The 16,975-nt window shown below is 61.2% G+C and carries 19 protein-coding genes; 3 read left to right on the plus strand and 16 right to left on the minus strand.

Annotated features, from left to right (window positions below; all coding sequences use genetic code 11):
- Window positions 1–55: 55 nt before the first annotated feature.
- Both rmuC and KW839_RS18500 read right to left on the minus strand, forming a co-directional pair.
- Entirely contained in the window at window positions 56–1,420 is a 1,365-nt protein-coding gene (rmuC, locus tag KW839_RS18495; RefSeq protein WP_218425225.1) for a DNA recombination protein RmuC, read from the minus strand.
- Window positions 1,421–1,595: 175 nt separating this feature from the next.
- On the minus strand, window positions 1,596–1,919 hold the full coding sequence (locus KW839_RS18500) for a hypothetical protein (RefSeq protein ID WP_082457525.1): 324 nt from the start codon (window positions 1,917–1,919) through the stop codon (window positions 1,596–1,598).
- 990 nt (window positions 1,920–2,909) lie between these two features.
- On the opposite strand from KW839_RS18500, the gene KW839_RS18505 reads away from it, so the two are divergent.
- The 3 genes from KW839_RS18505 (at window position 2,910) to KW839_RS18515 (ending at window position 5,309) form a co-directional block, all read left to right on the plus strand.
- Window positions 2,910–3,134, plus strand: coding sequence for a hypothetical protein (locus KW839_RS18505; protein WP_007898912.1), 225 nt, complete (start codon window positions 2,910–2,912; stop codon window positions 3,132–3,134).
- Between the two features lie 274 nt (window positions 3,135–3,408).
- Complete coding sequence (locus tag KW839_RS18510; RefSeq protein ID WP_060541511.1) at window positions 3,409–3,891, plus strand: hypothetical protein; 483 nt, start codon at window positions 3,409–3,411, stop codon at window positions 3,889–3,891.
- A gap of 146 nt (window positions 3,892–4,037) precedes the next feature.
- Window positions 4,038–5,309 carry an OmpP1/FadL family transporter gene (locus KW839_RS18515; protein WP_218425130.1) on the plus strand — a complete coding sequence of 424 codons (1,272 nt, stop codon included), beginning with the start codon at window positions 4,038–4,040 and terminating at the stop codon, window positions 5,307–5,309.
- Window positions 5,310–5,398: 89 nt separating this feature from the next.
- Here KW839_RS18515 and KW839_RS18520 read toward each other — a convergent pair whose 3' ends face one another.
- The 14 genes from KW839_RS18520 to cobO all read right to left on the minus strand — a co-directional run bounded on the left by KW839_RS18520 (window position 5,399) and on the right by cobO (window position 16,949).
- The gene (locus KW839_RS18520) at window positions 5,399–5,950 is read right to left on the minus strand and encodes a glutathione peroxidase (protein ID WP_218425131.1); all 552 of its coding nucleotides are present in this window, start codon (window positions 5,948–5,950) and stop codon (window positions 5,399–5,401) included.
- A gap of 55 nt (window positions 5,951–6,005) precedes the next feature.
- The gene (locus tag KW839_RS27705; RefSeq protein WP_256352723.1) at window positions 6,006–6,128 is read right to left on the minus strand and encodes a hypothetical protein; all 123 of its coding nucleotides are present in this window, start codon (window positions 6,126–6,128) and stop codon (window positions 6,006–6,008) included.
- Complete coding sequence (locus KW839_RS18525; protein ID WP_060541508.1) at window positions 6,125–7,333, minus strand: MFS transporter; 1,209 nt, start codon at window positions 7,331–7,333, stop codon at window positions 6,125–6,127. Before KW839_RS18525 ends, KW839_RS27705 begins: the two co-directional genes overlap by 4 nt.
- A 51-nt stretch (window positions 7,334–7,384) precedes the next feature.
- Window positions 7,385–7,789: a MarR family winged helix-turn-helix transcriptional regulator gene (locus KW839_RS18530; RefSeq protein WP_218425132.1), complete on the minus strand. Its 405-nt coding sequence runs from the start codon at window positions 7,787–7,789 to the stop codon at window positions 7,385–7,387.
- 139 nt (window positions 7,790–7,928) lie between these two features.
- The gene (locus tag KW839_RS18535; protein WP_218425133.1) at window positions 7,929–8,660 is read right to left on the minus strand and encodes an adenosylcobinamide-GDP ribazoletransferase; all 732 of its coding nucleotides are present in this window, start codon (window positions 8,658–8,660) and stop codon (window positions 7,929–7,931) included.
- Between the two features lie 2 nt (window positions 8,661–8,662).
- Window positions 8,663–9,238 carry an alpha-ribazole phosphatase family protein gene (cobC, locus tag KW839_RS18540; RefSeq protein ID WP_218425134.1) on the minus strand — a complete coding sequence of 192 codons (576 nt, stop codon included), beginning with the start codon at window positions 9,236–9,238 and terminating at the stop codon, window positions 8,663–8,665.
- Window positions 9,235–10,290 carry a nicotinate-nucleotide--dimethylbenzimidazole phosphoribosyltransferase gene (gene cobT, locus KW839_RS18545; RefSeq protein ID WP_218425135.1) on the minus strand — a complete coding sequence of 352 codons (1,056 nt, stop codon included), beginning with the start codon at window positions 10,288–10,290 and terminating at the stop codon, window positions 9,235–9,237. Before cobT ends, cobC begins: the two co-directional genes overlap by 4 nt.
- Window positions 10,287–10,808, minus strand: a complete 522-nt coding sequence (gene cobU / locus KW839_RS18550) for a bifunctional adenosylcobinamide kinase/adenosylcobinamide-phosphate guanylyltransferase (RefSeq protein WP_060541503.1) — start codon at window positions 10,806–10,808, stop codon at window positions 10,287–10,289. The genes cobT and cobU overlap by 4 nt, the downstream gene beginning before the upstream one ends.
- Window positions 10,809–10,955: 147 nt before the next feature.
- A complete protein-coding gene (locus tag KW839_RS18555) occupies window positions 10,956–12,407 on the minus strand; it encodes a cobyric acid synthase (protein ID WP_218425136.1) in 1,452 nt (483 codons plus the stop codon).
- Window positions 12,404–13,396, minus strand: coding sequence for a threonine-phosphate decarboxylase CobD (cobD, locus tag KW839_RS18560; RefSeq protein ID WP_218425137.1), 993 nt, complete (start codon window positions 13,394–13,396; stop codon window positions 12,404–12,406). The genes KW839_RS18555 and cobD overlap by 4 nt, the downstream gene beginning before the upstream one ends.
- Window positions 13,389–14,297, minus strand: a complete 909-nt coding sequence (gene cbiB / locus KW839_RS18565) for an adenosylcobinamide-phosphate synthase CbiB (RefSeq protein ID WP_218425138.1) — start codon at window positions 14,295–14,297, stop codon at window positions 13,389–13,391. Before cbiB ends, cobD begins: the two co-directional genes overlap by 8 nt.
- On the minus strand, window positions 14,294–14,944 hold the full coding sequence (bluB, locus tag KW839_RS18570; protein ID WP_218425139.1) for a 5,6-dimethylbenzimidazole synthase: 651 nt from the start codon (window positions 14,942–14,944) through the stop codon (window positions 14,294–14,296). Before bluB ends, cbiB begins: the two co-directional genes overlap by 4 nt.
- The gene (locus KW839_RS18575) at window positions 14,941–16,341 is read right to left on the minus strand and encodes a cobyrinate a,c-diamide synthase (protein ID WP_218425140.1); all 1,401 of its coding nucleotides are present in this window, start codon (window positions 16,339–16,341) and stop codon (window positions 14,941–14,943) included. The genes bluB and KW839_RS18575 overlap by 4 nt, the downstream gene beginning before the upstream one ends.
- The gene (gene cobO / locus KW839_RS18580; RefSeq protein WP_060541497.1) at window positions 16,338–16,949 is read right to left on the minus strand and encodes a cob(I)yrinic acid a,c-diamide adenosyltransferase; all 612 of its coding nucleotides are present in this window, start codon (window positions 16,947–16,949) and stop codon (window positions 16,338–16,340) included. The genes KW839_RS18575 and cobO overlap by 4 nt, the downstream gene beginning before the upstream one ends.
- Window positions 16,950–16,975 lie beyond the last annotated feature (26 nt).

A 16,975-nucleotide genomic window follows, 5' to 3' on the forward strand; every position in this document is an offset into this window, starting at 1 on the left:
TCCCACGCGTGGGAACGATCAATACCGCGACGCGTTCGAACGATCTCTTGATCCGTTAATCCGGCAGCTCAACCAACCCGTCGACATCCGTCATCGCCCGCTCCAGTAAATCCGCCGGCAAGCTCTTGCTCGCCCGCGCGCCCAGCAACTTGAGCTGCTCACTGCGACTGACCAGGTTGCCGCGCCCCTCGGTCAGCTTGTTACGTGCCGAGCTGTAGGCCTTGTCCAGTTGCTGCAGGCGATTGCCAACCTCATCCAGATCCTGAATGAACAGCACGAACTTGTCGTAGAGCCACCCGGCGCGCTCGGCAATTTCCCGGGCGTTCTGACTCTGGCGCTCCTGCTTCCACAGGCTGTCGATGACACGCAGGGTCGCCAGCAGCGTGGTCGGGCTGACGATCACGATATTACGGTCGAACGCGTCCTGGAACAGCGTCGGCTCTGCCTGCAACGCCGCCGAAAATGCCGCCTCGATGGGTACGAAAAGCAACACGAAATCCAGGCTGTGCAGACCGTCCAGGCGTTTGTAGTCCTTGCCGGCCAGGCCTTTGACGTGATTTCGCAGGGACAGCACATGCTGCTTGATGGCGATCTGGCCGATGGCCTCGTCTTCAGCCGCCACATATTGCTGGTAGGCCGTGAGGCTGACCTTGGAATCGACCACTACCTGCTTGTCGCCCGGCAGGTAGATGATCACGTCGGGCTGGAAGCGCTCGCCGTCAGGGCCCTTGAGGTTGACCTGGGTCTGATACTCGCGCCCCTTCTCCAGCCCCGCATGCTCAAGCACCCGCTCCAGAATCAGCTCGCCCCAGTTGCCCTGGGTTTTTTGCCCTTTCAAGGCGCGGGTCAGATTGGTGGCTTCGTCGCTCAGGCGCAGGTTCAGTTGCTGCAGGCGCTCCAGCTCCTTGGCCAAGGAGAAGCGCTCACGAGCTTCGGCCTGATAGCTTTCCTCGACACGCTTTTCAAAAGACTGGATGCGCTCCTTCAACGGATCGAGCAACTGGCCCAGACGTTGCTGACTGGTTTCGGCAAAACGCTGCTCACGTTCATCGAAGATTTTCCCCGCCAGTTCGGCGAACTGCGCACGCAGTTCATCCCGCGAGCCTTGCAGGTCATTGAGGCGTTGCTGATGGCTTTCCTGTTGCTCGCGCAGCTCGGCATTGAGCGAAGCGGCCCGGGCATCCAGCCGGCGCAATTCGGCCTCTTTACCGGCACGCTCGATATTCCACGCATGGGCAGCATCGCGTGCGTCGTCGCGTTCGATTTGCAGCAGTTCGACCTCACGACGCAGGGCGGCCAGGTCTGCCTGCCTGGCGGCGTTGGCCTGGCTCAGATCACCGACTTCATCACGACTGGCTTCAAGTTGCACATTCAGCCCGTCCTGCGCCAATTGCGCCATGGCCAGCCGCTCTTCCAGCAGCAACACCTCTGCCTGGCTGGAACTTGCCCGACGCTGCAGTTGCCAGGCCAATACCAGTAATGGCAACGCAGCCCCTGCCAGACCGAGCAAAACGCTGGTCAAGTCCATAGCCATAGCGACTCCTGCCATTGAAATAAAGCCTGAAGGTTAACCAAGGTGTCAGGTCTTGGACAGCTCAGTCTTCGATCAGACCCAGTTCCTGCTGCGCGCGTCGATCCCCGGCGCGAGCGGCCTGGCGCAAGAGGTCCTGGCCGATTCGACGATCCCGGGCGTTGCCGCACTCACGGCACATCAACTGGCCCAGGCGGCTTTGCGCAGCGACTATGCCTTCGCGGGCCGGTTGCTTGAGCAAACGTCCGGCGATGTGTTTGACGTTAGTGTTTTCGCCCAGGCGCGGGCTATCCAGCAGCCACTCGGCCACGCGCATTGAAAAGCGCTTGGGAGGGGTAACAGTGGAGGGTGTAGAGGAAGTCGAAGGCGTTACTGAGCGAAACTTCATAAAGCACTGTGGGGCAGATCGGAAGGCGCGCCACTTTACTCTCTTTTTCTTACAGGTAAAGCTGAAAAGCCCCAGCACGCCCGTGCTAGAGCAAGCGCTCGGGACAATCCACAGATCCTGTGGATAACTCAGTGGACAACCCCCCTTGAACCCGCGCAAAGCCCTGTGGAATGGGGCTTACAGTCAAACTGACGATTTTTTCACCAGTAAAAAAAAGCGAGATTTTTCATTGACTTAAATTTTGGTTACAGGCACCCATGATGCTGGAACCCGAGATGACAGTGCGGTGACAGTCTGCGCAACTTATGTGCACAAGTGCCTTCGCGACGGTTATATCGGTGCACCGGTTCGGCGCATTTTTCCGTTTTTTTATGGATAAGCCCCGAAAACCCGGCGATAAGCCGGCTCACGATGTTACAAACTTCGATGACCGATGGTCGGATTCGGCCCGGATACGGGGTTCGCCAGTCAGTACCACCCGCATAACCCATTACGGGCAAAACAGCCAAGCGAACCGTGACGAGCAGACTTTTTCGCTATCACACTTCCCTTTACCAATTCAATACGTTAGTATCCGCAGCGTTAGTACCAAGCTGAAAGTCAATTCTGGTCGAACAAATCCCCCCGGTCGGTCTTCCCAACGGAAGGCTCCATCGAACAAGCGGGATCGGCCACCTCGATGGTTTCCAGGTAAATCTTGCGCCAACACAGCCTCTGCCAATGCAAAGGGTGTTGCCAGGCTCACTTACTCTGACCGAACCAGCCTGCAAATTGATCAGGATCTTCACCCCGGGCCCAGAACCTTTGCCCTCGATGTGTTGCCTGCCCTCCTAAGTACCTACCTGCCAGCCCAAGCGCGCCAACTTATCAGCGCTTCAAACTGGCTGCTTTGTTCCAGTCGGGTTCTTCGTTCGATCAATGGTGATCGACGTTACTGGAACGTTTTAACGTTGCACGGTTCTTATCCGTGTCATATGCAGGAACACAATAATGTCTACTCAAATCCACACTCAGGATGCCATTCGCACCCTAACCAACGCTTTTGCTCCAATGAACTGCCTGATCATGGCCGCTCGCAAAGGCTGCTTCAGCTTCACCCTGGTCAACGAACACGGCATCGCCCGTCACAGCGAACGCCTGTACCCCGATCAATACTCCAGCGCCGAGCCGCTGCAGGCCGTGATCGAGCGTACCCGTCAGGCACTGGTTGCCTGAGACGCCAGAAAGGCTGAAAACCTCAAAAGCCCTGCCGAAAAAGCGGGGCTTTTTATTGCCCGAGATTTCATGTTTCAAAGCCATCGGCTAAGCACCAACCGATATAACGGTTATAACTGTCCGCCAGAAATATTTTAAAAACAGGCCTTTACAGCACGAATATGACACTACACTTCAACTCAAGCGGCCCGTCCGCTTCCGGCGAGCCTGAGCCGATCCATTGCTGCCAAAGCCCATTCAGGTATCGCCGCCCAATTCGGTTTTCGAGGGTCTTATGGGTATCGCTGCCAGCGAACTGTGCCGTTATGTGATTCGTCCAACCCTGATTTATCTTGGACGCCATAGCGCAACCGCCGAATCCCTGCTGCTGGGCATCGCCGCCAGTCAGTCAGCCCTTGGCTCCGCCCTGCATGACCGCCGTGGACACGGTTTGTATCGAATCGCTGAACTGCGTCACCAGGCCCTCTGGGACCATTACCTGGCCCTTGATCCCGAACGCGCCAGCCTGGTTCGCGGCCTGGCCAGCCAGCATGCGTTTCTCAGCGGCCCGCACCTGGAACTGACCGTTAATCTGCGTTATGCCACGGCCATTGCCTGGCTACTGATCGAAGAACAGAACCCCCCCCTCCCCGCCCCGGATGATTTGCTCGGTATGGCCAGAATCTGGCGCCAGACCTTTCAACCCCAGGGGCGCCTGCGTGATTTTACGTGCGCCTGGCAAACCTGCGTTGCCCCCCTCAATCAAGTCGCTTGCTGACCCACCAGTTTCGCAAGATCGTGCAACAAGTGGCGAATCTGGTCTGATTGTCCTACAAAACCGCTCTAACTCAAGCGTTACAGCCTATGGCGCTGGGACGAAAATGTTGGTAATTTCCGCCCCGGTGATCACCAGGAGTTCTAATAATGAAAAAAGTAATGCTCAAAACCACCCTTAGCCTCGCTGTTGCCATGGCATCCACCCAGATCTTTGCAAGTGGCTTTGCCATCAACGAACAAAGCATCAGCGGGATGGGTACGGGCTTTGCCGGGCGATCTTCCGCAGCAGACGACGCTTCCACCATTTTTGGCAACCCTGCCGGCATGTCCCGCATCAAGCGCGAACAAGTCACCGGCGGTGTTGCAATGCTCGACGCACACACTGACATCAGCCAGGCAAGCTCCTTCCCGAACGGCGGCAGCAACGACGGCGACATGGTACCGTTCATCGCCGTACCCATGGGCTACTACGTCAAGCCAATCGAAGACCAGTGGGCTTTCGGTGTGGGCGTTTACGCTCCGTTCGGTCTGGTAACCGACTACGAAAACGGCTTTGCCGGTCGCTACTTCGGCAGCAAGAGCGAAGTTAAAATCGTCACCGTGCAACCGACTGTCAGCTACGCCTTCAACGACAAGGTTTCCGTCGGATTCGGCCCGACCATCAACCGCATCGACGGCACCCTGGAATCGAATCTGTCGATCACCCAGGCCGCGCCGGATGGCAACGTCAAGATCAAAGGTGATGACACTGCGCTGGGCTACAACATCGGCGTGCTGGTGCAAGCCACCGACAGCACCCGTGTCGGCCTGACCTACCACTCGAAAGTGAAGTACAAGCTCGAGGGTGACACCAAGGTCAATTACAACGTGCTGGGCCTGATCGGCCAGAACCCAAGCCAGAAGTACGACGCATCGCTGGACCTGACCACCCCTGAGTCGGTGGACTTCTCGGTCACTCACCAGCTTGACGACAAGTGGACTCTGTACGCAGGCAGCACCTGGACTCGTTGGAGCCGACTGAAAGAAATCACCGTCGAAAACAAAGGTGTTCCGGGTATTCTGAACGGTCAGTTCGGTACCATCACCGAAGAGCAGAACTGGCACGACACCTGGGCTCACGCCATCGGCGCGTCCTACCAGTTGAACAAGCAATGGGTACTGCGTACCGGTCTGTCCGTTGACCAGGCGCCGACCAACAACGTCGACCGTTCCCCACGCATCCCGACTGGCGATCGCAAGATTTTCAGCCTGGGCGCCGGCTGGAGCCCAACCGACGACCTGACCATCGACGTGGCGTACTCGTACCTGCGCGAAGATTCGGTCAAGGTCAACAACAGCAACGACCGTGGTCAGACCTACAACGCCAAGTATGAAAACTACGCGAACGGTTTCGGTGTCGGTGCGACCTACCGCTTCTGATGATTCCCGGCGAGCCTGAATCGCTCGCCGACCGAATCAAAAAAGCCCCGCTCTCTTGTACAGAGGCGGGGCTTTTTAGTGGGCGCAGTTCAGGGTTTGGAGGCCAGAGCCTGCTCCACTGCGGCAATGAACTCGGGGTCGTCAGGTTTTGTCAGGCTGGAAAAACTGGCAATCACATTGCCCTTGCGATCGATCACGTACTTGTAGAAGTTCCACTTCGGCGCGCTGCTCTGCTCGGCCAGGACCTTGAACAGGTGCGTCGCGTCTGCGCCTCGCACCGGTTGCGGCTCGGTCATGGTGAAAGTCACGCCGTAATTGACGTAACAGACCTTGGCAGTCTCGGCGCCATCCTTGGACTCCTGCTTAAAGTCATTGGAGGGCACGCCGATCACCTCCAACCCCTGGCCCTTGTAGCGCTGATTGAGCGCCTCAAGGCTTTTGAACTGCGGCGCGAAACCGCAGAAGCTGGCGGTATTGACCACCACCAACGGCTTGCCCTCGAACCGCTGGCACAGGTCGATGGATTCCTTGGCACGCAGCTTTGGAAGTGAGCCCTGCAGCAGCTCCGGGCACTCGCCCGCGTGGGCCAGCCCGGTCATCGCCACCAGCAACGCAGGAACTGCAATCCAGCGCATCAACATGTCGGTGCATCCTTATCAAGTAGTCAAAAACGAAGTTACTCGCCCTCGCCGCTTGCTAGCAAGCACCTATGCCCAACTGCATCAGCGCCAGCCCGCCCTCATGCCAGCCCCACCAGGACAGCGCCAGCAGCAAGGCGCAGACGGCCGCTACAGCGATCCGCGGCCAGAGACTGTTCATATCGCCCCCACCTGCGCTTGCAGACGCGCTACCGGTCGCTCACGCACCGGCCAGTTCAGGGCGGCGGCCAACAGGCTCAAGAGAATCGCCATTTGCCAGATCAAGTCATAACTCCCGGTTCGGTCGTACACGACCCCGCCCAGCCAGCCACCGAGGAACGCGCCGAGCTGGTGAAACAGGAACACTATGCCGCCGAGCATGGACAGGTTTCGCACACCGAACAAGGTCGCCACGGTACCGTTGGTCAACGGCACGGTAGACAACCACAGGAAGCCCATGGCCATGCCGAACAGATAGGCCGTGGTGGTGGATACCGGTGCCCACAGGAATAGCGTGATGACCACTGCCCGCAGCAGGTACAAACCGGTGAGCAAACGCGGTTTGGACATGCGCCCGCCGAGCCAGCCGGCGGTGTAGGTACCGAAGATGTTGAACAGGCCGATCAGCGCCAGCACCGTGGTGCCGACCGTCGCCGGAAGATGTTGATCCACCAGATAGGCCGGCAGGTGCACGCCGATGAACACCACCTGGAAGCCGCAGACAAAAAAGCCGAACGCCAGCAGCCAGAACCCGGAGTGGGAGCAGGCTTCGCGCAGTGCTTCACCCAGAGTCTGTTCATGGCCCAATACCGGCAACGGCTTGTCCTTGAGCATGCTCACCAACGGTACGATCAGCGCCACCAACAGACCCAGCACCAGCAAGGCCGCCGACCAACCCAGCCAGCCAATCAGCCCCAGGGTGCCAGGCAACATGGCGAACTGACCGAAAGAGCCAGCGGCACTGGCGATGCCCATGCCCAGGCTGCGTTTCTCCGGCGGCACTGCGCGGCCGACTACGCCAAGAATCACCGAGAATGAAGTGCCGGACAAACCGATGCCGATCAGCAGACCGGCACTCAAGGACAGGGTCAGCGGCGAGTCGGAAAGCGCCATGCAGATCAATCCTGCCGTGTAGAACACGCCACCGATCAATACCACTTTCGCCGCGCCGAAGCGGTCGGCCAGGGCGCCGGTGAAGGGCTGGGCCAGCCCCCAGATCAGGTTCTGCAAGGCGATCGCAAAGGCAAAGACTTCACGCCCCCAGCCGAACTCTGCGCTCATCGGCGCCAGAAACAGCCCGAAGCCATGTCGCACTCCCAGAGACAACGCAAGGATCAGCGCACTCCCCAGCAGAACCCAACCGCACGTACGCCACATCGATGTCATTGTTTTTCTCCGGTGCGGGTATATACCCGCTTAAGATCGGACAAACTGGCATCAAGCCAGTTCGTCCAACAGCTTCAACAATATTTCGCGCTTCTCGGCGCCCAGGCGATCGACCAGGCGTTGCTGCGCCGCTTCCCAGGCCGGCAATGCCGCCTCAAGGCGTTCGGCACCGGCGTCGGTCAGCAGGACAATGCGGTTACGCATGTCTTCGCCCTCGACCAGCGTCACCAGACCTTCGCCTTCCAGCACCCGCAGGTTACGCCCCAGGGTGCTGCGATCCAGCCCCATGGCCTCGGCCAGGGTGGAAATACTCGGCTGATCCAAGCGCTGCAGGTTACACAGCAACGAATACTGGGCAACGTTGATTCCGAAGCCATCCAGAGCGCCGTCGTAATGCCTGCTGACGCCACGGGCGGCGCGACGCAGGTTGATGCATAAACATTGGGAATCGAGCATGGTGCGTGTATATACCCGTGAATCGGTTAAATCAAGATACAGGATTGCACAGAAGATCAAAAGATCGCAGCCTGCGGCAGTTCCTACAGGGCAACGCGGTCCCTGCAGGGGCTGCCGCAGGCTGCGATCTTTTAAACCTTCAGGTCAACGCCAACCCCACCAGCACCCCAACCTCCAGCAGTTCGAGCAACGCTCCAGCCGTGTCGCCCGTCGTCCCGCCTAATCGCCGTACCATTACTTGGCGCAACCAGACGAATCCAATAGCCGCCAACACCACTGCCACTACACCGCTCAAACCGCCGATCAGCACACACGCCAGCCCGCTAGCCGCCAGTACCCGCCAACCCGCCGCACGCGGCAGATGGTCAGCCAATGCCTGACCCAAACCTGCGGCGCGAACATAGGGGGTACTCAGGAACAGCCCGAGCATTGCACTGCGCCCGATCAAGGGCACAATAATCAGCGCAACCGCCTGCTGCTGCTCGATCAACGCCAGCAGCGCAGCAAATTTCAGCAGCAACACCAACACCAGCGTGACCACCGCGATCGGCCCGCTACGCGGGTCTTTCATGATGGTCAGCGTACGCTCACGGTCGCCAAAACCGCCGAGCCAGGCATCGGCGCTATCCGCCAGGCCATCCAGATGCAGCCCGCCGCTGAGCAGTACCCAAACGCTCAGCAGTAACGCCCCGTGCAGCAACGTCGGTATGCCCAGTAACAGCCAGTTCACCACCCACAGAATGGCGCCAAAGAGCAATCCCACCAGCGGATAAAACAGCAGCGACCGCCCCAACTCCCGGGGCTGCGGCATGCCCGGCAGACGAATCGGCAGGCTGCTGAGAAACTGCAGGGCAATCCAGAACGGCAACATGGTCAGAGCGCTTCCCTTAACAATCCACCGGGCTCCACCGTCAGCGAAAACAGCGCCCCATGCCCCACTTCAACGTTGAGCAACTGCTCGCGGGGCAACCCCCGGGCCTGCGCCAGCAACAGGCGCATGACACCGCCGTGGCTGATCAGCAACACCCGCTCGCCTGCGCAGTTCGCGTGCAACCGCTCGATCGCTGCCAGCACCCGGGTCGCAAAGTCTGTGACCGGCTCCCCCTGGGGCGGCGTGAACGAATACGGATTCGCCCAGAACAGGCCGAGGGCTTGTGCATCGGTTTGCATCAACGCCGCAGCGCTCTGCCCTTCCCAGGCACCGAAGTGCAGCTCCTGCAGATCCTTTTCCAGCTGCACGGGCACAGTCAATTGCTCGCCCAGCTCTTGCGCGAATAGCGCACAACGCTGCAGGGGCGAACTGATCAGCCGATCCCACGGGCCCTGCTCAACCACCGCCGCGCGCATCTGCGCCCAGCCCGTGGCGGTCAGGGCATCGTCGAGGCTGCCACGCAGGCCGCCGCCGAGCTCGGTTTCGCCGTGGCGCAGCAGATCCAGGCGCAAGGTCATGCCGGACGATCCGCCACTGAGGCTTCGGCGAACGTCGCCATCTGCCCGTGCAGGTCACACGCCAGACGCAACAACGGCACAGCCAGAGCCGCGCCACTGCCTTCGCCCAGGCGCAGACCGAGATCGAGCAAGGGGTGCGCGTTCAAGGTCTCCAGCACATGGCGATGACCCGGCTCGGCTCCCCTGTGAGCAAACAGCAGCCACTGACGACACTCAGGGTTCAAGCGCACCGCGACCAGCGCAGCGACACTGCAGATGAAGCCGTCCACCAGCACCGCAATACCTTCCTGCGCGCACGCCAGATAGGCACCCACCAGCGCCGCGATTTCAAAACCACCCAGGTTGAACAGGGTCTGCAAGGCATCGCCACGCTGCGCATGGTGCAGCGCCAACCCACGCTCGATAACCTGCGCCTTATGGCTGACACCTGCGGCATCGAGCCCGGTGCCCGGCCCGGTCAAATGGGTCACAGGGCAATCGAGCAAAGCACAGGCCAGGGCGCTGGCCGCTGTGGTGTTGCCGATGCCCATTTCGCCACCGATGAACAATTGTGTGCCCGCCGCTTTGGCCCGCTGCACGCTGTCACGACCGGCCTGCAAAGCCAGTTGGCCCTGGGAACCGGTCATCGCTGGCCCCTGCACAAAGTTTGCCGTGCCGGCGCCGATGTCCAAGTGCCGCACGCCCGGCAGATCGAGCGTCGGCGTGATCGTGCCCAGATCCACCACTTCAAGGGAGGCGCCCAACTGCCGTGCCAGCACACTGATCGCCGCGCCACCGCTGACGAAGTTGTGCAGCATCTGCCCGGTGACTGCCTGGGGAAACGCCGACACCCCCTCGGCGACTACGCCGTGGTCGCCGGCAAAAATGGCGATCCATAGCTGATCCAGGCTCGGTTTGACCCGCCCTTGCAAACCGGCAAGCTGCACTGCCACCGACTCCAGCTCACCGAGAGAACCCGCTGGCTTGGTCAGTTGCTGTTGGCGCGCCTGCGCCTGTTCGAGCACTTGCGCATCGATCGGCTGGCACGGGTTCAGCCACCAGGATTGAGTCATAACGCAGTTCCTTTCAGAGTCAGGGGCAGGCCCGCCACGGTCAGCACGACTCGCTGACAGCGCTCGGCCAGGGCTTGATGCAGCCAACCGGCTTCATCGACGTAGCGGCGAGTCAATTCGCCCAGTGGCACGACACCCATTCCGGTTTCGTTGCTGACAAAAATGACTTCACCCGGCAAGGAAGCCAGGCAGTCGAGCAAGGCTTCGCGCTCGGCGTGCAGGCGTTCGGGGTTGTCGAGCATCAACAGGTTGGTCAGCCACAAGGTCAGGCAATCCACCAGCAGGCAACGGTCACTGCCGGCGTTTTCGCTCAGGACCCGGGCCAGTTCCAGGGGTTCTTCGACCAGCGCCCATTCGGCGGGACGGCGGGCGCGGTGATGGGCCACGCGATCGCTCATTTCACCGTCCAAGGGCTGGCTGGTGGCGATGTAGGTCACCTGAAGCTGACTGTCTGTTGCCATTTTTTCGGCCAGGCGACTTTTGCCGGAGCGCGCGCCGCCGAGGATCAGTTGGAGCATGGTTTATTCCTTAAGAACTTCGGTGAGGATGCAGGCCTATTCGCGGGCAAGCCCGCTCCCACAAGGATCGGGGCTGTTCACAACTTTGGGCACAATCACCGACCCGGTGGGAGCGGGCTTGCCCGCGATGGCGCCCTCAAACTCACCTCAAATCCCACAGAGCTGCCGCAGCTGTCGGGTATCCAGATGCTTCTCCACCAAATCTGCCAAGCGCTCGATATCGCGTTCGCGCAAGGCGTGGTAATCCACCGCCTGCACATCCTGCAAACCTGCCCAGCGCAACAGCGCGCTGCACGCCGCCGGTGACTCGAACAGGCCATGCAGATAGGTGGCGAAGATCTGCCCGTCGGCGCTTTGCGCACCATCACAGCGACCGTCATCGAGTTGCACCGCTGCGTTTTCCAGGGCCGGCCCGGTGGTCACGCCGGCGTGAATCTCATAGCCGGCAACCGGCGCATCTTCAAGCGCCAGGCGACCGCGCACATTGCGCAACTGTTTCTCTTGTTCGAGCTGCGTCTGGAACGCCAGCAAGCCCAGGCCGGCGCTGGAGCCCGGCGCCCCTTCGAGGCCGAGCGGGTCGTGCACTTGCTCGCCGAGCATTTGCAGGCCGCCACAGATACCCAGCAACTTGCCGCCGTAACGCAGGTGGCGGGCGATAGCGCTTTCCCAGCCGTTGGCGCGCAGATGAGCGAGGTCGCTGCGCACACTTTTCGAGCCGGGCAGAATGATCAGGTCGGCAGGCGGTATGGCCTGGCCGGGGCCGATGAATTGCAGGTCCACCTGCGGATGCAAGCGCAAAGGATCGAAATCGGTGTGATTACTGATGCGCGGCAGCACCGGCACCACGACTTTCAAGACCTGGTCGGCCTTGGCGGTCTGGCGCTGATCGATGCCGTCCTCAGCCTCCAGGTGCAGATCCATCACATACGGCAGGACGCCGATCACCGGCTTGCCGGTGCGTTGTTCCAGCCAGTCTAGACCCGGTTGCAGCAAGGCGATGTCACCGCGAAAACGGTTGATGATGAACCCCTTGACCCGCGCCTGCTCGCTCGCCGACAGCAGTTCCAATGTGCCCACCAGATGGGCGAACACGCCACCGCGATCGATGTCGGCAATCAGCACAACCGGGCAGTCCACCGCTTCGGCAAACCCCATGTTGGCAATGTCACCGGCACGCAGATTGATTTCGGCCGGAGAGCCCGCGCCTTCAACCATGACCAGCGGATACGCCGCGCTCAGGCGCTCGTGGGAGGCCAGCACCGCCTGCATGGCGATGGTCTTGTAGTCGTGATAGGCGACAGCGTTCATGGAGGTGACCGCACGGCCATGAATGATTACCTGGGCGCCGGTGTCGCTGTTGGGCTTGAGCAGCACCGGGTTCATGTCAGTGTGCGGTTCGAGGCCGGCCGCCTGGGCCTGCACCGCTTGCGCGCGACCGATCTCGCCACCGTCGGCGGTCACCGCGCTGTTGAGGGCCATGTTTTGCGGCTTGAACGGCACCACCCTCACGCCCTGGCGCGTGACCCAGCGACACAGCGCGGTCACCAGCGTGCTTTTGCCTGCATCCGACGTGGTGCCCTGCACCATCAGCGTGGTCATTGGTTATCCTTGGCGTATTCTTCGAAAGCCTGACTCAGGCGCACCCAATCCGCCTCTTCGCCAGGCAGGCCGAAGCGCAGACTGCTGTTGTGGGTGAACAAGCGCAGCAGAATGCCGCGCCGGGCCATGAACTCATACAGTTCTTCGGCGCGCTCGGTGATCAGCCACTGGAACAAGGCGCAACCACCCTGAGGTTTGAAGCCATATAGGTCCAGCAGCGCGGCCAGGCGTTCGCTGGCCTCCTCGGCGCGCTCTCGTTGCCTGGCCTGCGCTTGCGTATCGCGCAGGCAGGCTGCACCCGCCACCCGGGTCGGCCCGCTGACCGCCCATGGCCCCACTTGCTCGGCCAGCAACTTGAGCAGCCTGCGCTCGGCCAGCACGAAGCCCAGGCGCACACCGGCCAGACCAAAAAACTTGCCGAACGAACGCAATACAATCAAACCGACCTGGTGGGCAAATGGCGCCAAACTCAGTTGCGGCGTGTTGTCCATGAAAGCCTCGTCCACCACCAACCAGCCACCGCGCTGAGCCAGTCGCGAGTGCCAGTCGAGCAAGCGAGCGGGCGTCAGGCTCAACCCCGTGGGGTTATTCGGATTAACCACCACCAGCACGTCGAGGCTGTCCAGGAAGAAGTCGACTTCATGCTCCAGCACTTCGCGCACGATGTAGCCGTTGCGACGCCACGCTTCGGCATGCTCGGCATAACAGGGCGACAACACGCCGACCTTGCCCGCACGACGCAAGCGCGGCAGCAGTTGAATGGCCATTTGCGAGCCGGCCACCGGCAAGGCCTGCAAGGTGCCGTAATAATCGCAGGCAGCCTGCTCCAGTCCATCGTCGGTTTCCGGCAAGCGCGCCCAAGCCCGCAACGGAATGTCCGGCACCGCAAAAGGCCAGGGGGCAAGGCCGGTGGACAGGTCGAGCCATTCGGCTTCATCTATGCAGTAATCGAGCGCCGCCTTGCGCAACCGTCCACCGTGCTCAAGCATAAAATTCGGCCCCTATGCACAGGATCAGCAGCCATAACCATACCCCGCGCTGGACCAATTGCCAGCCCCGGTCGATCGAGTCGGCATCCGCCGGCAAGCCTTCGCCCAACTGTGGACGCTGATGCAGTTCGCCGTGATAAATCGCCGCCCCACCCAGCTCCACGCCCAGCGCCCCGGCTCCCGCCGCCATCACCGGACCGGCGTTGGGGCTGTCCCAGGTCGGCCCCTGGGTGCGCCAGCATTTGATCGCCAGCCGGGTTTTGCCAAGCACAGCGTAAGTCAACGCCACCAGCCGCGCAGGAATGTAGTTGAGTACGTCGTCGATCTTCGCCGCTGCCCAGCCGAAGCGCTCGAAGCGCTCATTGCGATAACCCCACATCGCATCCAGGGTGTTGCTCAAACGATAGAGCACGACGCCCGGCGCTCCGGCCACGGCAAACCAGAACAACGCGGCGAACACCGCGTCACTGCCGTTTTCCAGCACTGACTCGGTGGCGGCACGGGCGACCTCGGTTTTATCCAGGTCAGTGGTCTTGCGGCTGACCAGATAGCTCACACGGGTGCGCGCCTCCTCCAGGTCATCACTGCGCAGCGCTCTGGCAACTGGCTCTACATGCTCGCCGAGACTGCGCATGCCGAGCGCGCAATAAAGCGCGAGGATCTCGACTATCCAGCCAACATAAGGCGCCCAGGAAAATGCGGTGGCCAGCAGAGTCAGCGGCAATACGGCGATCACCCAGGCGGTGACGCCATGGCTGCGCCAGCCACGCCCACCACCATTGAAACGTTGCTCGACGCGCTCGGCAAAACGGCCGAACGCCACCAGCGGATGCCAGCGTTTGGGTTCACCCAGCAGCGCATCCAGCGCCACTGCGGCGACACTCAACAACGCCACACTCATTGACTCACTCCCCAATAATTTTCGTACAGCAGTTCGCTCAACGGACGCGCTTGCGCCCAGCCTTCGAGTACCAGCATCGGCGCTGGATAGAATTCTTTGACCGGCCCCAGGCACAGCACCGCGAGGGGTTTGGCGCCGGGTGGCAATTTCAGTAGATTGGCCAGCGCCTGCGGTTCGAACAGAGATACCCAGCCCATGCCCAGCCCTTCGGCGCGGGAGGCCAGCCACAGGTTCTGAATGGCGCAGGACAACGACGCCATGTCCATTTCCGGCAGGGTGCGGCGGCCGAAGATATGTCGCTCGCGATCATCCATCAGCGCGGCGACCAGCACTTCGGCGCAATCGCTGATGCCTTCGACCTTGAGTTTCATGAACTCATCGCTGCGCTCGCCGAGTGCTTCGGCGGTGCGGATACGTTCTTCTTCCACCAGTTGCCGGATCTGCCCGCGCAGCGTTCCATCGCTGATGCGGATGAAACGCCATGGCTGCATCAGGCCGACGCTGGGTGCCTGGTGTGCGGCTTCGAGCAGGCGCCGGAGCAGTTCGGGCTCGACGGTGCCGCCACTGAAATGGCGCATGTCGCGGCGTTCGGCGATGGCGCGGTAGACGGCAGCGCGTTCGGCTTCGGAAAAGGCGTTGTCAGTCATGGCCTCTTCGCGGGCAAGCCCGCTCCCACAGGGTTCTGCATTTCTTCAGGCAATACATCAATCCTTGTGGGAGCTGGCTTGCCAGCGAAGGCGGCTTCAGGCTCGGGGGCAAATAGTGCGGCAATCGCTGATGGGTTGGATGGAAAATAGAAGTGCACGTAGGAAGCCGTCATCCGCCCCTCGCGATAAACCGCCTCGGCCCCACGTCCGCCATTCGGGCTCAAGCCTCGGGCAATCGGCTCAAGTCCAGTGGTGGTCAGCGAATGGTGATACGTGTGCCCACGCAGCGCTCCCTCTGGCAACTCCACCGCTTGCAACGCCAGCGCCGCCAGACGCTTTTGCATGACAGCCTCACCCGGCAACAAACCGACCAGTTCGGCGCGGGTGCCCTCGACATCGGTCAACGAGTCGAGCAGGTAAAGCATGCCGCCACACTCGGCCAGTAGCGGTTTACCAGCTGCATGGTGGGCGCGGATCGCCGCCAGCATCGACGTGTTCCGCGACAGCGCCACGTGATGCAATTCCGGATAACCGCCCGGCAGATACAAACTGTCCGCCTCAGGCAAACCACTGTCGCGGATCGGCGAAAAGAATGACAACTCGGCGCCCATCGCTCGCAGCAGATCCAGGCTCGCGCCGTAGGTGAAGGCAAAGGCTTCATCACGGGCGATGGCAATGCGCACGCCGGCCAGTAACGGTTCGACTTCAAGCACATCGGGAGTCGCAAACTCTACCGCCGGTGGCAGCGTTACTTCGCAACTGCTGGCCAGGGCGTCGGCCGCGGCATCGAGACGCAAGTCGAGATCGTTCAATTCACTGGCCTGGACAAGTCCCAGGTGCCGGCTCGGCAATTCGATCCCGGTCTCACGGGACAAGGCACCATACCAGCGCAACCCTTCGGTGAGGCTGCCTTCGAGCAATTGCGCGTGACGCTGGGTGCCCACGCGGTTGGCCAGCACCCCGGCAAATGGCAAGTCCGGTTGATAACGCGCCAGACCCAGGGCCAGTGCGCCAAACGTCTGCGCCATGGCGGTGCCATCGATGACACCCAACACCGGCACACCAAAATGCCGGGCCAGATCGGCACTGGACGGCGTGCCATCGAACAGGCCCATGACCCCTTCGATAAGGATCAGGTCGGCCTCGCCGGCGGCTTCCCACAACAGGCGACGACTGTCCTGTTCACCGACCATCCACATGTCCAGTTGATACACCGGCGCACCGCTGGCGCGTTCGAGGATCATCGGATCGAGAAAGTCGGGTCCGCACTTGAACACCCGCACCTTGCGTCCCTGATTGCGATGCAAGCGGGCCAGCGCGGCGGTGACGGTGGTCTTGCCCTGACCGGAAGCCGGCGCGGCAATCAGCACCGCCGGACAATGACGGGATTGCTTCACAGCTCGACGCCTTTCTGCGCCTTGATCCCGGCCTGGAAGGCGTGCTTGATCATGCCCATTTCGGTGACGGTGTCGGCCAGCTCGATCATTTCCGCTTTCGCGGCGCGGCCGGTAACCACCACGTGTTGCATGGGCGGGCGGGCCTGCAGGTCGCTGAGCACCAGATCGAGGTCGAGGTAGCCGTGCTTGAGGGCGATATTCAATTCATCGAGTACTACCAGGCCTATGGCAGGGTCACGCAGCAGCTCGCGGCAAACCTGCCACGCCGCTTGCGCGGCGGCGATATCGCGCTGACGGTCCTGGGTTTCCCAGGTGAACCCCTCGCCCATCACATGAAAGCGCACCTGCTCCGGGAAACGCCGGAAGAACAGTTCTTCTCCGGTGCTGTTGCGTCCCTTGATGAACTGCACCACGCCGCATTGCATGCCATGGCCCATGGCGCGCGCGAGCATGCCGAAAGCCGAACTGCTCTTGCCTTTGCCGTTGCCGGTCAACACCAGCAACAGGCCGCATTCATTCGGGGAATTGGCGATGCGTTCGTCGATCACGGCTTTTTTGCGCTGCATGCGCGCCAGGTGACGTTCGTCACGATCGGGGGTATCAGTCATGGGGGAGCTCTCCGTTGAGTCTGGAT

The sequence above is a fragment of the Pseudomonas sp. PDM31 genome (assembly GCF_019218965.1).
GTDB lineage: Bacteria > Pseudomonadota > Gammaproteobacteria > Pseudomonadales > Pseudomonadaceae > Aquipseudomonas.

What these genes read in the sequence shown, in the direction of transcription:
- KW839_RS27705 (WP_256352723.1), bottom strand. Translation starts at nt 6,128, where the DNA reads ATGAACAGTCTCTGGCCGCGGATCGCTGTAGCGGCCGTCTGCGCCTTG.
- KW839_RS18555 (WP_218425136.1), bottom strand. Translation starts at nt 12,407, where the DNA reads ATGACCACGCTGATGGTGCAGGGCACCACGTCGGATGCAGGCAAAAGC.
- cobU (WP_060541503.1), bottom strand. Translation starts at nt 10,808, where the DNA reads ATGCTCCAACTGATCCTCGGCGGCGCGCGCTCCGGCAAAAGTCGCCTG.
- KW839_RS18510 (WP_060541511.1), top strand. Translation starts at nt 3,409, where the DNA reads ATGGGTATCGCTGCCAGCGAACTGTGCCGTTATGTGATTCGTCCAACC.
- cobT (WP_218425135.1), bottom strand. Translation starts at nt 10,290, where the DNA reads ATGACTCAATCCTGGTGGCTGAACCCGTGCCAGCCGATCGATGCGCAA.
- KW839_RS18505 (WP_007898912.1), top strand. Translation starts at nt 2,910, where the DNA reads ATGTCTACTCAAATCCACACTCAGGATGCCATTCGCACCCTAACCAAC.
- KW839_RS18520 (WP_218425131.1), bottom strand. Translation starts at nt 5,950, where the DNA reads ATGTTGATGCGCTGGATTGCAGTTCCTGCGTTGCTGGTGGCGATGACC.
- cobC (WP_218425134.1), bottom strand. Translation starts at nt 9,238, where the DNA reads ATGACCTTGCGCCTGGATCTGCTGCGCCACGGCGAAACCGAGCTCGGC.
- KW839_RS18535 (WP_218425133.1), bottom strand. Translation starts at nt 8,660, where the DNA reads ATGTTGCCGTTCTGGATTGCCCTGCAGTTTCTCAGCAGCCTGCCGATT.
- cobD (WP_218425137.1), bottom strand. Translation starts at nt 13,396, where the DNA reads ATGCTTGAGCACGGTGGACGGTTGCGCAAGGCGGCGCTCGATTACTGC.
- KW839_RS18525 (WP_060541508.1), bottom strand. Translation starts at nt 7,333, where the DNA reads ATGACATCGATGTGGCGTACGTGCGGTTGGGTTCTGCTGGGGAGTGCG.
- cbiB (WP_218425138.1), bottom strand. Translation starts at nt 14,297, where the DNA reads ATGAGTGTGGCGTTGTTGAGTGTCGCCGCAGTGGCGCTGGATGCGCTG.
- KW839_RS18515 (WP_218425130.1), top strand. Translation starts at nt 4,038, where the DNA reads ATGAAAAAAGTAATGCTCAAAACCACCCTTAGCCTCGCTGTTGCCATG.
- KW839_RS18500 (WP_082457525.1), bottom strand. Translation starts at nt 1,919, where the DNA reads ATGAAGTTTCGCTCAGTAACGCCTTCGACTTCCTCTACACCCTCCACT.
- cobO (WP_060541497.1), bottom strand. Translation starts at nt 16,949, where the DNA reads ATGACTGATACCCCCGATCGTGACGAACGTCACCTGGCGCGCATGCAG.
- bluB (WP_218425139.1), bottom strand. Translation starts at nt 14,944, where the DNA reads ATGACTGACAACGCCTTTTCCGAAGCCGAACGCGCTGCCGTCTACCGC.
- KW839_RS18530 (WP_218425132.1), bottom strand. Translation starts at nt 7,789, where the DNA reads ATGCTCGATTCCCAATGTTTATGCATCAACCTGCGTCGCGCCGCCCGT.